This is a genomic window from Arthrobacter sp. TmtSoilC79, assembly GCF_059739405.1.
This window is the reverse complement of the sequence record NZ_AP046051.1, coordinates 3,693,222-3,705,873: the sequence shown is the minus strand read 5'-3', so window position 1 is coordinate 3,705,873 and position 12,652 is coordinate 3,693,222. Positions and strand designations below refer to the sequence as shown.

The 12,652-nt window shown below is 61.2% G+C and carries 14 protein-coding genes and 1 tRNA gene; 7 read left to right on the top strand and 8 right to left on the bottom strand.

Going from position 1 to position 12,652, the window contains the following annotated elements:
* The first annotated feature begins 51 nt into the window (after positions 1-51).
* Positions 52-930 carry a DsbA family protein gene (locus AC6JA3_RS16910; RefSeq protein WP_026548385.1) on the top strand — a complete coding sequence of 293 codons (879 nt, stop codon included), beginning with the start codon at positions 52-54 and terminating at the stop codon, positions 928-930.
* Positions 931-1,138: 208 nt separating this feature from the next.
* Positions 1,139-1,215 (top strand) — tRNA-Thr (locus AC6JA3_RS16905).
* A 610-nt stretch (positions 1,216-1,825) separates the two neighbouring features.
* On the opposite strand, the gene AC6JA3_RS16900 is transcribed toward AC6JA3_RS16905, so the two are convergent.
* From AC6JA3_RS16900 to AC6JA3_RS16890, 3 genes are all read right to left on the bottom strand, one after another.
* A complete protein-coding gene (locus AC6JA3_RS16900) occupies positions 1,826-2,956 on the bottom strand; it encodes a DUF8462 domain-containing protein (RefSeq protein ID WP_026548387.1) in 1,131 nt (376 codons plus the stop codon).
* 104 nt (positions 2,957-3,060) lie between these two features.
* The gene (locus AC6JA3_RS16895; RefSeq protein WP_026542649.1) at positions 3,061-3,543 is read right to left on the bottom strand and encodes a DUF2306 domain-containing protein; all 483 of its coding nucleotides are present in this window, start codon (positions 3,541-3,543) and stop codon (positions 3,061-3,063) included.
* A 54-nt stretch (positions 3,544-3,597) separates the two neighbouring features.
* Complete coding sequence (locus AC6JA3_RS16890; protein ID WP_497920344.1) at positions 3,598-4,479, bottom strand: helix-turn-helix domain-containing protein; 882 nt, start codon at positions 4,477-4,479, stop codon at positions 3,598-3,600.
* A 235-nt stretch (positions 4,480-4,714) separates the two neighbouring features.
* Here AC6JA3_RS16890 and AC6JA3_RS16885 point away from each other — a divergent pair, with 235 nt between their 5' ends.
* Positions 4,715-6,103, top strand: coding sequence for an MFS transporter (locus tag AC6JA3_RS16885; RefSeq protein WP_497920646.1), 1,389 nt, complete (start codon positions 4,715-4,717; stop codon positions 6,101-6,103).
* Between the two features lie 86 nt (positions 6,104-6,189).
* Here the strand turns inward: AC6JA3_RS16885 and AC6JA3_RS16880 are convergent, their stop codons facing one another.
* The 5 genes from AC6JA3_RS16880 to AC6JA3_RS16860 all read right to left on the bottom strand — a co-directional run bounded on the left by AC6JA3_RS16880 (position 6,190) and on the right by AC6JA3_RS16860 (position 9,305).
* A complete protein-coding gene (locus AC6JA3_RS16880; RefSeq protein ID WP_497920343.1) occupies positions 6,190-6,492 on the bottom strand; it encodes a hypothetical protein in 303 nt (100 codons plus the stop codon).
* Between the two features lie 350 nt (positions 6,493-6,842).
* Positions 6,843-7,310, bottom strand: coding sequence for a hypothetical protein (locus AC6JA3_RS16875; protein WP_026542652.1), 468 nt, complete (start codon positions 7,308-7,310; stop codon positions 6,843-6,845).
* A 92-nt stretch (positions 7,311-7,402) separates the two neighbouring features.
* A complete protein-coding gene (locus tag AC6JA3_RS16870; protein WP_091554340.1) occupies positions 7,403-7,810 on the bottom strand; it encodes an Hpt domain-containing protein in 408 nt (135 codons plus the stop codon).
* Complete coding sequence (locus AC6JA3_RS16865) at positions 7,794-8,519, bottom strand: signal peptidase I (RefSeq protein ID WP_497920342.1); 726 nt, start codon at positions 8,517-8,519, stop codon at positions 7,794-7,796. The genes AC6JA3_RS16870 and AC6JA3_RS16865 overlap by 17 nt, the downstream gene beginning before the upstream one ends.
* 180 nt (positions 8,520-8,699) lie before the next feature.
* Entirely contained in the window at positions 8,700-9,305 is a 606-nt protein-coding gene (locus tag AC6JA3_RS16860) for a TasA family protein (protein WP_497920341.1), read from the bottom strand.
* 277 nt (positions 9,306-9,582) lie between these two features.
* Between AC6JA3_RS16860 and pnuC the strand changes: the two genes are divergently transcribed.
* The 4 genes from pnuC (at position 9,583) to arr (ending at position 12,647) form a co-directional block, all read left to right on the top strand.
* Positions 9,583-10,248: a nicotinamide riboside transporter PnuC gene (gene pnuC, locus AC6JA3_RS16855; protein WP_026542586.1), complete on the top strand. Its 666-nt coding sequence runs from the start codon at positions 9,583-9,585 to the stop codon at positions 10,246-10,248.
* Between the two features lies 1 nt (position 10,249).
* Complete coding sequence (locus AC6JA3_RS16850) at positions 10,250-11,359, top strand: AAA family ATPase (RefSeq protein ID WP_091554266.1); 1,110 nt, start codon at positions 10,250-10,252, stop codon at positions 11,357-11,359.
* Positions 11,356-12,129 carry an NUDIX hydrolase gene (locus tag AC6JA3_RS16845; protein WP_497920340.1) on the top strand — a complete coding sequence of 258 codons (774 nt, stop codon included), beginning with the start codon at positions 11,356-11,358 and terminating at the stop codon, positions 12,127-12,129. The genes AC6JA3_RS16850 and AC6JA3_RS16845 overlap by 4 nt, the downstream gene beginning before the upstream one ends.
* A gap of 119 nt (positions 12,130-12,248) precedes the next feature.
* Entirely contained in the window at positions 12,249-12,647 is a 399-nt protein-coding gene (arr, locus tag AC6JA3_RS16840) for an NAD(+)--rifampin ADP-ribosyltransferase (RefSeq protein ID WP_431768469.1), read from the top strand.
* The last annotated feature ends 5 nt before the right edge of the window (positions 12,648-12,652 follow it).

Sequence of the window (12,652 nt, the reverse complement as noted above, 5' to 3'; positions counted from 1 at the left end):
AACTGACCCCGTTGCCCTACGCCCCATGATGTCGAATACCCCGAGGAACTGATGAGCCCCGCAAACGAACAACGCCTGTCCAAGGCCGAACGCACCGCCCAGGCACGGGAAAAGGCGCGCGCAATCCGCGAAGAGCAGTTGAAGAAGGACAAGCGCAACAAGCTTCTGGTCGGCTGGGGCATTGTGGTTGCCGTTGTGGTCATCATCGCCGTGGTGGCGTTCGTGGTCATCGGCCAGGCGCAGAACAACGCGCCGATCGCAGATCAGGGCCCGACGCCGGCCAACGGCAACGTCCACGGCGGCGTCACGCTGCTGGCCAACAGCGAAGTTGTTAAGTCCGAGCCGGCCAGCGTCAACGTCGCCGACGTTCCCGCCCCCGCAGCCACCCCGCCCGCAACCGTGACGGTCCCGGGCGGCGAGGCTGAAGCCGGCAAGCCCGTGAAGGTTGTTGCCTACATCGACTTCATCTGCCCCGTCTGCAAGCGCTTCGAGACCACTTACGGTGAGTCGCTGACCAACCTGCGCAACGAAGGCAAGATCTCCCTCGAATACCGTCCCCTCGGATTCCTGGACCGCCAGTCCACTACCAACTACTCCTCCCGCGCGGCCAACGCCGCTGCGTGCGTGGTGAACACCTCCCCGGAAAAGTACGCGGACTTCTTCAACCTGCTCTTCGAGCGCCAGCCGGCTGAAGGCAGTGCGGGCATCTCTGACAACGACCTGAAGAAGATGGCCACCGAAGTAGGCGCGGCCAACATCGACTCCTGTGTCGACAGCAAGCAGTTCCGTCCGTGGGTCAAGGTTGCCACCCAGGAAGCTGCGGCAATCGGCGTCACCGGCACGCCCACCGTGTTCATCGACGGCAAGCAGTGGGACGGCAGCACGGACCTGAACGCCGAAATCCAGACGGCAGTAGACGCCAAGGGCTAACACCCGCGGAATGTACGACGGCGGCCGGTCACCTTTTCTTCATGGGTGGCCGGCCGCTGTTGTCTGGTTTGGTTCGGGCTGTTCCCGATTTGGTGCGGGTTGTTCCCGGTTTGTTCGGCGTTGTTCCCGGCGAATTTCGTTGACGGGGATGGTCTGGGCTAACCTTATCTAGCGCTCTTTCGCGCTGTGCTTCGGGTAACCGGAGCATGCCTCCTTAGCTCAGTTGGCCAGAGCACCGCTCTTGTAAAGCGGGGGTCGTCGGTTCGAATCCGACAGGGGGCTCCACGAACCCCTCCATTCCGGACAACTTGGCCGGATGGAGGGGTTTTTCGTGTTTGGAATGCAGGGTGGGACGCGTTTACTGCACGGCGGCCGGAAGGTTTCAACCGATTCCGATGGATACCCGGAACAACATCTGTGCCGGCTGTGACTCTTCTGCCTTGAAGCATCAGGGATGCAGAGGCAGTGTGCGAAGGGCCGCCAAGTGCCGGACTGTTCTGAGCCAGTGAATGGGACCGCCTGATGGGAAGGTCCAGCCTCCGATTGGCACTGGGCACATTACGTGTTTCCGCATAGCTGGTGCGAGGCCACGCGAGAGACCAGACCTGAAGCTGTCAGTGATCTACGACCTCAAAAGGGGTAGCGGTACGACGTAGTACTCCTTGGCTTTGCTGTTGGTGAGGAACGTGTTGCAGCGGGTTTGAGCTTCCCCCTCTGATGTGAACCGCAATGCTTGGTTCTCCCTGGGGCTCCATTCGTCTCCTGGACGGTTGGGGTGCAGGTAGTAGTAAAACTGCAATCCGTTATCGAGACGGACGACAATTCCCCACGCCGCTGGCTTCCGCTTTCCCAATTCTTTCCTTTCTACTGCGCGCAGAGCGCTACAGCGTGGCGCTCAGTGTTTGGGGTGCTGCAGCCGAAGTCCATAAGCGGGTGTGTCGCGGAGGAATTCGCGGAATGTCGGGACGGCGAAATCGACGTATCCCCGGCTTGTTGTTTCGATGACCCCAGCAGCCAATAGCCGAAGCCGGTATTGGCCGCCGTATACGGCGTTGACGCCCAAACGCTCCGCAATTGTTGTGGTGCTGGACGGGCCATCGTCTTCAGCCATGGCCAGCAGGTACGACTGATCGACATCGGAAAGAGCCGAGTAGGCAGACTGCAGGACGGTGGCACCCATGCGACGGCGGGCTTTCTGTACTCCGGCAGCCAGCGCCTCGTCGGTGACTACCGCCCCTGATTTTCTGGCTTGACTCCACACGTGGTAGCCGACGAGCTGGATCAGGAATGGGTAGCCGCCCGTCGCTTCGGCCAGCTGCCGGAGATGTTCGTCGCTGATGTTCACGCCGCTTTCCGAGAAAGTATCCCGGAAGGCTTCGGCGACCTCGTCTATCGAGGTCCTGTGCAGGTCGTACTTTTCGGCGCGGCGAAGGAAGGTGGAGACGCCTTCGTTGAGCAGGTCTTCGACAGACTTCGGCAGACCAGCAAGGACCAGGCCAATGGGAAGACTTTCGCGGATCAGATGTTGGACGACCGCTGCGATTTCGGAGAGTTCGGTCCGGTCCACGGCATGAATCTCGTCGATGCTGATCAGCAACCCGGTGTCCTGCTCGCTCAACTTCTCCAGCAGTTCGGTAATCGGCCGCCGCCAGTGAACCTCACGCGCAGCCGGAAGCTGTGTATCCACGCGCACGATTCCGAGCGTCACCCCGGTAACCCGGCGGCCGCCAGCGCCGTCCCCGAGCTCTTCAGCCGCGGCGCGGACGCCGCTGCCGATGCGGTCGACGAGTCCGGCCGTGGCGGTTTCCGAGATGACAATCCAGCCGTGCTCGATGGCTTCATCTTCAATTTCCCCCAGCATGACGGTCTTGCCGATGCCGCGGGGGCCGGTGAAGATAGAGAGCAATCCGGGGGCGCCGGGACCATTCTCGATGCTCTCTGCGAAATCTTGGCGCATGTCATCCCGGCCGATAAGAAGCGGTGGGCGGGCACCAGCTGTCGGTTTGAACGGGTTTTTCGCTGCCACTTTTACACTCCTATAAATTTTTTAAAGTGTTTATATTTCTTATAGTAGTGCGTAGTAGGAGACGGGTACGGACATTGCTTGACCAACCCAATCGCTGTTCGGCGCTACTGCCCCGTTGCGGTCTTCTGACGAAGGTTCATGAGCCCGGCGATGGTCAGGCCGGCTGAAACCGCCAGTGCTGCTACCCAGAGGGTGAGGCCGGCGAGGTCGTGCACGGCCATTTGGGGGAGCCGTCGATCCGGGACCGCTACGACGCCGACGAACGCCCCGAGGAGCCCGAAGTAGCTGCCGGTCATGAAACGCTGATGGGCACGGATGTTGCCGCGGCGGACTGTGACCAGACCCATCGTGAGGGTGCAGAACGTCAGCACGGACAGGGCATGAAGCCAGTTGAACCCGCCGTCGATGGTCCGGATCCCGAAGGAGGTCAGGACCACAACGTACATGGCCGCCGCCCAGATGCGGCCCAGGGTCTTGTGCGCTGCGCTGCCCTTGTTGCGGCGAAGCAGGTTCACGGCACCGAAGATCAGGGCGTAGCCCGCTGCGATGGCATGCAGGGCGATGAGTAAAGTCCACGGCGAGGGCATAGGGGCAGCCTAGCGAAGTCGGAACGGACTATCGGACTGTGTCGTCGTGGACGGTCATAGATCCCGGGACAAGCTGCGCGGCTCTTCGGAGACCACATCGCCGGCGGCCAGCAGTTGAAGTGCTTCCGCGGCCGGCGTCCCCGGATCCGCGGCGTACATGAGGATTCTGTGGCCGGATTCATCGGGCGGTGTGAGGACCTCGAAGTTCAGTTCCAGATCGCCCACCTCCGGATGGTGCATGTGTTTCAACCCGGACATGCAGTTCTGAACGGGGTGCCGAGCCCACAATTTCGCGAACTCCTCACTCTTCAAAGTGAGCTCACCTACCAAAGAGGCGAGTTCGGGGTCATCCGAGGCCCGGCCGGCGATGAGCCGCAGTGATGACACTGCACGCGTGGCTTCCTCCAGCCACCGTGAGTAAAGTTCGCGGGTGTGCTGGTCAAGGAACAACAAACGAGTCATGTTTGGCCTTGTTGCAGCCGACTTCGGTGCGTCGAAGTCCAAGTGCCCGGCAGCCAGGCGATGGCCAAGCCGGTTCCAGGCAAGCACCTCGCTGCGGCGTCCCAGCACGATGGCGGGGGTGCTGGCCATTGACTGAATCAGGCGGAGCGTCCCTGTCCTGGCCTTGTCCGGCTTCGTCACGGTGCGGCGTTTGGCGGGGCGGGCGCGGGCAAGATTGAACAGGTGGGCCCGCTCGTCAGTGTTGAGATTCAGGGCCCGGGCAATCGCATCAATGATGGCATCAGAAGCGTTGTTACTGAGGCCCTGCTCCAGGCGGGTGTAGTAGGTATTGCTGACTCCCGCCAGCATTGCCAGTTCTTCCCGCCGGAGACCTGGTACGCGGCGGATGCCGTAATTCAAGAGGCCGACGTCTTCCGGCTGCAGCGAGGCCCTTCGGACTCGAAGGAACTCCCCAAGTTCACTCACCATAGTCATGTTCACCATTCTGCCGGTCCCCGGTGGCAGTGTCCTGTCCCTGTCAGGGGTAGGCAAGAGGGGGTGTGGTTGATCCGGGGGGATACCTGGACCGTTGGAGCTGTGAAGAAAGCCGCCCACGGGCGGATACAGCTCCAGCAAAGGATCTTCCATGACGACACAACCGGATGTCACCAAAGGCACCAGCCTTCCGTATGCCACCGACCATGAACCCCAGCCGGACTCGAAAAGGCAGATGACCGGCAAGCAACGGCTGGCACTCATTGTCCTGCTCACAGCGAGTTTTATCCTCGCTGTCGACTTCTCCATCCTCAACGTAGCCCTACCGGCCATCGGCACCGATGTTGGCTTCAGCATGGAGAACCTTCAGTGGATTGCGACGTCATTCGCACTCTGCGCTGCGGGCCTGACGCTGCTGTTTGGCCGTGTCGCCGATATTGCCGGGCGCCGCAAGATGTTCATCATCGGCATGGCCCTGCTCGGCGCGGCGTCACTTGCCGGCGGGTTGTCTGCCGAGCCGGCCTTGTTGCTTATCGCTCGCGTGGGCCAAGGCGTCGCTACGGCCATTGTCGTTCCCGCAGCCTTGTCCTTGTTGCTGGCATCGTTCCCGGAAGGCCCGCTGCGCGATAAGGCACTGGGCCTTAACGGATCACTGATGGCCGCGGGCTTTACGACCGGCGCTATCCTCGGCGGGCTCCTGACAGACCTTCTGAGCTGGCGTTGGGCGTTCTTCATCAACGTGCCTGTTGCCATCGCAGTACTGGTCATCGCCCCCATCGTCCTCGCTGAGAGCAAACCCACCTCGAAGTTGAAGTTGGACGTTCCGGGCGCCGTCACCGTTACCCTCGGCCTTCTGGCCCTTGTCTTCGGTTTGACGAACGCCGCCGAGCACTCGTGGACCAACCCCCTTACTTTGGGCTCCCTCGCGGCAGCCGTTGTGCTCTTCGTTGCTTTCGTCGCCGTCGAACGCCGGACAGCCTGGCCGCTGGTACCACTGGAGATTCTGAAGCGCTCCACTGTCGCTTGGGGCAACATCGCCGGCATCCTGGCCTTCGTCACTGAAACGTCCCTGGTGTTCTTGCTGACGCTTTACCTGCAGCAAGTTCTCGGCTACACACCGCTCGGTGCTGGCTTGGCCTTCGCAGTCCTTGGCCTCGGCACGGTACTCGGCGGCATCCTCGGACCCAAGGTGATCAGCAGGATCGGCAACAAGAATGCCATCATCTACGGATTCATAGTCCAGGCCATTGCCACAGGCGTCCTCGTCCTGCTCAGCGCAGACCCCGCATCAATCGGTCTGCTGCTGCTCGCCACCTTCATCGGTGGCGCAGCCAACCTCGTTGTCATCGTCGGATTCATGGTCACGGCAACCTCCGGGCTGCCTGATGAAGAACAAGGTCTGGCTACGGGACTGGCAACAATGAGCCAGCAGATCGGCATCACCATGGGCATCCCCATCATGAGTGCCATCTTCACAGCCCAAATCCTCAGCATCGGCAACAACGAGGCCCAAACTGTCCTCAGCGGTGTCACCGCCGCCATCTGGGTCAACGCCGGCCTCTGCTTGCTCACCGCAGTGGTGGTTGGCCTCTTCCTGCGCAAGCCGGCGATCTCCGCCGATTAAGCCCTAAAGGCAGAAGCCCTGCACGACTTCGGGGGAGGGGTTCTTCCACGGACCCTCCTCCAGTCGTGGAGCAGCATTGGCAGTTACTACTGAACCTTGAACGACGCCAGCTGGCTCATTTTCCGACGCGCCGCAGCTATCACGGGGCGTACCGCCGAAACCCCTGCCCTCAGAAAGCCGGCAACCAAGCTGATGGCGCCTCGGAATCGGCTACTGCTGCGCCAATTCTGCGTCAATTCCCATGTGGTTCGGATGAAATGCACCCCGAGGACGACGATAAACAGCGAGATCACCAGGCCGGCAATCGAGGCAGCCACGATCATCACGCCAGTGATGTGCACCAGGAGGACGGCAGAGATCACAACTGTTTGAGCGTCAAGAAGTTCCATATTCATTTCTCGTTGTGCGGGACGATTTGTGCGGGGTGGGGGTTCCGGGTTGCTGTAAACGCCGAAGGATTGCCGGAAGTATTCAAAACCGCGTCAATTTGGGTTTAGGTTCGTCAAAGTGGATCAGGTATGGCTTTTTGCCGCTGTTCCCCCAAGACCAGGCCTTCATGACTCCAGTTTCGTCTAATCCTAAGAGGCGCAGCTGAAATACGCCCATTCAAGTCAAAACACCCACCCCTGCTTGTGTCTTGCCGAAAGGGGCCGCTAAAACTCGATGAGGTCGTCGGTACGGTCGTGGACCTTTTTTGGAAACCATCCCATGGCCTGATGAAAGCGCACGAACCAACGAATCACGGGCAATTCAGCGTGCCTGAAAGGGGTGGGCCTGCCCATGCGTTGGTGGAGTTGGGCACCTTGTAGTAGCCGCGGATCTGGTAAGTCCAGGTCCCGGTGAGGTTGCCCGAGCTTTGGACGCCGGAGTTGTACGACTTTCCCGCAGCCTTGCTGAGGTCGCCCGTGAACTGCACCACGCCGTCGGGGTCTATGACTTTCAGTTCGTGATAGTTGGCGTAGGCGACGGCGGTGAAACTGCTGACGCTGATCTTGGCCTGGCCAAACCAGAGGAATGAATCGCAGGACTTCGTCACGGTCACTGTATTGGCGGCCGGCGCAGGGATCTTTGCCGCACTGACGGCCAGGGCACCCGTTGCGGTGTCGTTGAACTTTGCGTGCGCCGGTGAAATCTGGACGCCCATCAGCAGGAATACGGCGGCCATGATGATTGCCGGTACTTGCCAGATGATGCCCTTGCCCTGCATGTGCTTAGCTGCCGTCCCCGTAGTGCGAATGTTCCTTTTCCAGTGTGGCGAACGGGCCTCAGGAAACACCTCGGTGAACACTCAAGGTCCGCTCAAGACCGGAAAAATCCCCTGTGCCGGGTCAGCGATGTGTGCGCAGCCCGGATGAGGTCCGAACGCGAAGCCAGGCAACGGTCTGCCGTTTGCTGCAGGGCGGGCAGTGCATGGGCAGCGTCGTCGAAGTGGTTTTCCCGGATCATTGATTCGATGGCCCGGCATTGGTGCTCCGTTTCCATGGCTCCCACCATGGAGGAACTGATCTTCAGGCTGAGGACGGCAGTAGTGGTCTCCTTGGGATCGTGTTCGTCCACGGCGTGGATGATCCGCTCGACGCGCTGCGGGAGCATCGCCAGGTACTTGGCGAGAAAACGCAGGGCCGGCTCGGGGCTTCCCAGTTCCTCGGCGAGAGATTGGAGCCTGCCCAGGTCCAATTCGCCGCCGGGATTACCCGAGGGCTTCATTGCCGGTACCGGCCTTTTCTTCCGGTGTTGTCTTGGTGGGGTTTTTGGTCCAGATGGAGGCGAGCATTCCGATGACCAGGATGCTGGGTGCGCCGTACATCAGGATGTTCATGATGATGGGTTGGCGCAGGGTGCGGATGGCGTTGCCGACGCCGGGGATGGTGGCGACGTGTTTGTCCACGGTGGTTCCTTGGAGGGTGGCGATCCAGGGGTCGATGCCGTTGTTGGCGTCGCCTTTGGTTTGGACTGCTGTGCCGCCGTCGGCTGTGGGGGTGATTTCGGTGATGCGGTGGGTTTCCACGCGTTGGTCTTCGACCGGGATGTGGTAGGTGATGACGTCGCCTGTTTTGATGTCCGTGATGGGGGTTGGGACGGTGACGACGATGTCGCCGGGGTTGATCATGGGTGCCATGGAGCCGGTGAGCATGGTGGAGGTTTGGTAGCCCAGGACGCGGGGGCCGATGGCGAGGAACAGGAACACGAGGGCGGCGAGGACCAGCATGCCGGCGCCGATTCCCCGGGCTGTTTTACCGGCGACGCGACGGAACGTGCTGGCAGTGCGGGTGTTCGGTGTGGCCGCTGCGGCCTGCTGCACAGCGGCAGCTTCAGGGGCGGAATGGACGACGGCGGTGGATCGGGTTTCGCCTTTTGCCGCGGCGGAACGCCGGCCATGTACTGCGGGAGTGGTGATGGTGCTCAGCGCGCTCATGTCTGGCGTTCCTTTCGTGGGGCTTGACGTGATTTCAGTCTTCCGTGCCCTGCTCAAGGGAGTCTGCGGGAAGGCCTCAAGACTTGATCAGGAAATGGCCAGGAACCGGCCGGAAGGGCATACCGGCCGGCCCCTGGGGTCTATCGGGCAACCCCCACGGGGGCGGGGTTGCTGTGGGTGTTATTTGGTGGTTTCGGTGCGTTGGGTGCCGGTGAAGGAGAAGGCGAGGGTGGAGGTGGCGCCTTGGAAGGTGTTGTCTGCGGTGGCGGGCAGGGTGGTGGTGACTTTGAGGTTGTCGGTCTTGGCTGAGGTCAGGGAGGTCAGGTTGTTCAGGACCTTGTTCGCTGCGATGACCGGGCCGTTGGCCAGGACGGTGGTTTTGGTTCCGGCGCAGGTGTAGGGCGCTGCGGTACCGGTCCAGGCCACGGAGCAGTTCTCGATGGTCAGTTGCAGTCCGTTGGTGGGGTCGGTGGTCAGCAGGGAGGCGGTGGCGCCGGCGGAGGTGGTGAGGGTGACGTTGTTCAGGTCGGAGTTGCCGGTGTTGGCCAGGGTGACGAGTTTTTCGGCTTTGTCGCCGGGGAGCATTCCGGTGACCGGGACGTTGAGGGTGTTCGCGGCTCCGGTGCCCAGGGCGATGGTGACGGTGCCGGCGGTGACGGCCTGGGAGGCGGAGGTCGAGGACGTGAACGCACCATAGGTGCCCATCCCGGCGACGGCGGCTGCGGTGCCGACCAGTGCGACGGAAGCGAGGATCTTGCCGGAGGTGGTCTTGAGGCTGATGGCCATGGGAATCAGTGTCCTTTCGGTGGGCCACCGTGAGACCGGCCGGCCTGTTCTTTGGTGTCTGCCTGACTGGCTGACAAGAACTACTGTGCCGGGGCAGGATCAAGAACAAATCCTGCAAACCCGCAACACTTCCTCAGGAAAAACTCAAGACTCCCGCACCGCGCTGAGGCCCATTTCCAGGCTGTTCGAAATGCCTCAGCAATGGGTTGTTGTCAGAGTGACGATAACTCTGCTACTTTGTTCTTGTCAGAGTGATAATAAAGAATGGAAGACGACAATGATGGCCCTGCTCGACTGGATGAACTCCGCAGCAATCCCCAACCTTTTCGGCAGCCCGGTGAGTTGGATCGAGGTAATCGGCTTCGTTACCGGTGCAGCCTGCGTCTATGGCGTAGCCCGGCAGAAGCTGTGGAACTGGCCCGTTGGCATCCTGAACAACCTGGCGTTCATCGTTTTGTTTCTCGGAGCAGGACTCTATGGGGAAACAGTACTTCAGGTGATCTTCGCGGTCGTTTCGGCCTACGGTTGGTTCAATTGGGTGCGCGGCAACTCCGACACCCAGGTCAAGAATGACCTGCTGATCCGGGACGCTACGGGCAGGGAGGTCGTCCTGGGCGTCGGTATTGCGTTGGTCGGAACTGTAGCTGTGGCGTTGGTCCTTACCCACGGAACTGATTCCCAGGTGCCATGGCCGGACGCTTTCGTGCTGACCGCCTCGCTCATAGCAACCTATGGGCAGGCCAAAAAGATCTTCCAGCACTGGTACGTCTGGATTCTCATCGATGTGGTCTCTGTTCCGCTCTACTTCAGCCGCGGCCTGACATTGACCGCCATCCTCTACATCGGATTCCTGGCCCTTTGCATTTACGGACTCATCGATTGGAAACGTGCCCGCCGTGCTGAAACTCCGGCCCTTTCCGAAGCCATCAAGACAGGAGCATGAGATGTACAAGCAGGCCATGGTTATCGGCAAGTTCTACCCGCCCCACGCGGGCCACCACCACCTGATCACCACCGCTGCAGCGCAAGCCGAAAGGGTCGCCGTCCTGGTCCTTGGCAACCGATTCGAGTCCATCAGCGTTGAGGATCGACGCGCATGGCTCGCCGAGGAATTTCAGGAGGTCAAAGGTGTGGAGATCATCGGGATGCCCAACGACTGCCCGGATGATTACCACTCGGACGAAATTTGGAAAGCCCAGGCCGAGCTGATGCGTCTGGCCCTGAAGTCCCACGGCATATCCTCAGTGGACGCACTGTTCAGCTCAGAAGAATACGGTGCCCGGCTGGCTGGGATTTTTGACGCGGAGCACGTCTTGGTAGACCTCTCCCGGAGCGCCTACCCGGTCAGCGGCACCCTGTGCCGTGAGGATCTTGGGGCCGCCTGGTCCTGGATCATCCCTTCCGCCCGTCAGGACATGGCAACGCGGATCATTGTGGTTGGTGCCGAATCCACGGGGACCACCACGCTGGCAAAGGCACTTACCGGGCATTACCGCCAGCAATTCCCCCGGCTCTTGGACGTCCCGGAATTCGGCCGTGAATACACGTACCTGAAGTTTGATGAGCTCCGTGCCCGGACGCCTGGTGCCGGACTCCAGGACATGGTGTGGACAGCCCAGGACTTCGGTGTGGTTGGTGCCCGGCAGACCGTCTTGGAGAATGCGGCAGCCGACGCCTGTCCTTTGGTGATTGCAGATACCGATGCCCTGGCCACCACGCTCTGGGAGCGGTTCTACCTGGGCGAAGGCAGCTTCGGTTCCTACCACGCTGCTGACGTTCTGCCCCGTCGGGACCTCTACCTGATCACCGATCACGAGGGCGTGGAGTTCGAAGACGATGGATGGCGTGAAGGCGAACACCGACGCGCAGAAATGACTGAGTGGTTTAAGGAAACCCTGACTGAGGAGGGACACTCATGGATCCTGGTCACCGGCGACCACGATCGGCGCATGAAGACCGCCGTCGAAATCATTGACCTGGTCCTTGCCCAGCGGAGCAGTCTTGCTTCCCCGCCGTGGGCTGCCAGGACCGTTCTGGAAGGTGCAGCAGCGTGACCTCCCAAGCCAAGTCCGCCAGGAACTTCCTGGAAAACTACAACCCCGGCGACTATCCCTCCATAGCCCTGACCGTGGACCTGGTGGTGTTTGCAGTCACGGACGGCGTGCTGAAGGTGGCCTTGGTCCGCAGGGGCGAACACCCTTTCAAGGACGCACTGGCCCTCCCGGGAGGCTTTGTTGGCCCGGAGGAGTCAGCCGGCCAGGCAGCCGGGCGTGAACTCGCTGAAGAGACCGGGCTGGACCTGGGAAGACTGGCGGTTCACGTCGAGCAGTTGGCCACCTACACCAATCCGGATCGGGATCCGCGGATGCGGGTTGTCTCGGTAGCCCACGTGGCCCTTCTGGCATCCAACGGCATTACGCTGCCAAAGATCGCCGCCGGATCCGATGCTGCCTCCAGCGGATGGTACGGGGTCCATGACATTCTGCGCAGCAAAGAGTTGGCCTTCGATCACGCCACGATCCTGGCCGACGGGCTGGAGCGACTGGCCGGTAAAATGGAATACACCACCGTTGCCGCACGCCTTCTGCCTGAAGAGTTCACCATGACGCAGCTTCGCACCGTTTACGACGCTGTGTGGGAAACGACCCTGCCCGCCGGGAACTTCACCCGAAAAATGATGCCGCAACTCAATGACACCGGCCGGAAAAGCCGGGGAGCCGCCGGCGGTGCCCCCGCTGCGCTGTTCACCGCAACTGACCGCCATATCCATCCGCCACTCTCCAAGCCGCAAGCCCCGGGCTCCCCGGCAGCGGTTGCCTCCTGAAACCGCGGGCTTAGGCTGTATTTGTGAACCAGCCGCCATCTGCGAATCAACCACTGCCGCCATCTGCGAATCAACCACTGCCGTCCTCGAATAAACCACTGCCGTCCTCGAATAGACCACTGGATGAGGGCCCCTTCTTTCACGGAACAAAAGCCGATCTTCGCGAAGGCGATCTCCTGAGTGCAGGTTTCCGGTCCAACTACCGTCCTGAGGTGGTCATGAACCACATCTATTTCACGGCACTTCGGGACGGCGCCGGTCTGGCTGCGGAACTGGCCGCCGGCGACGGCGAGCCACGCGTTTACGCCGTGGAGCCAACAGGGGACTTCGAGAATGACCCCAACGTGACTGACAAGAAGTTCCCCGGCAATCCCACCCGCTCATACCGCAGCAGCGCCCCGCTCAGGGTCATTGGTGAAGTCACCGGCTGGACACGGCTGACGCCAGGGGAACTGCAGGCGTGGAAGGAGCGGTTGGCCGCACTCCAAGCGGATGAACGCGGCGAAATCATCAATTGAGCCGG

What these genes read in the sequence shown, in the direction of transcription:
- AC6JA3_RS16910 (WP_026548385.1), top strand. Translation starts at nt 52, where the DNA reads ATGAGCCCCGCAAACGAACAACGCCTGTCCAAGGCCGAACGCACCGCC.
- AC6JA3_RS16895 (WP_026542649.1), bottom strand. Translation starts at nt 3,543, where the DNA reads ATGCCCTCGCCGTGGACTTTACTCATCGCCCTGCATGCCATCGCAGCG.
- AC6JA3_RS16890 (WP_497920344.1), bottom strand. Translation starts at nt 4,479, where the DNA reads ATGACTATGGTGAGTGAACTTGGGGAGTTCCTTCGAGTCCGAAGGGCC.
- AC6JA3_RS16885 (WP_497920646.1), top strand. Translation starts at nt 4,715, where the DNA reads ATGACCGGCAAGCAACGGCTGGCACTCATTGTCCTGCTCACAGCGAGT.
- AC6JA3_RS16880 (WP_497920343.1), bottom strand. Translation starts at nt 6,492, where the DNA reads ATGGAACTTCTTGACGCTCAAACAGTTGTGATCTCTGCCGTCCTCCTG.
- AC6JA3_RS16875 (WP_026542652.1), bottom strand. Translation starts at nt 7,310, where the DNA reads ATGCAGGGCAAGGGCATCATCTGGCAAGTACCGGCAATCATCATGGCC.
- AC6JA3_RS16870 (WP_091554340.1), bottom strand. Translation starts at nt 7,810, where the DNA reads ATGAAGCCCTCGGGTAATCCCGGCGGCGAATTGGACCTGGGCAGGCTC.
- AC6JA3_RS16865 (WP_497920342.1), bottom strand. Translation starts at nt 8,519, where the DNA reads ATGAGCGCGCTGAGCACCATCACCACTCCCGCAGTACATGGCCGGCGT.
- AC6JA3_RS16860 (WP_497920341.1), bottom strand. Translation starts at nt 9,305, where the DNA reads ATGGCCATCAGCCTCAAGACCACCTCCGGCAAGATCCTCGCTTCCGTC.
- pnuC (WP_026542586.1), top strand. Translation starts at nt 9,583, where the DNA reads ATGATGGCCCTGCTCGACTGGATGAACTCCGCAGCAATCCCCAACCTT.
- AC6JA3_RS16850 (WP_091554266.1), top strand. Translation starts at nt 10,250, where the DNA reads ATGTACAAGCAGGCCATGGTTATCGGCAAGTTCTACCCGCCCCACGCG.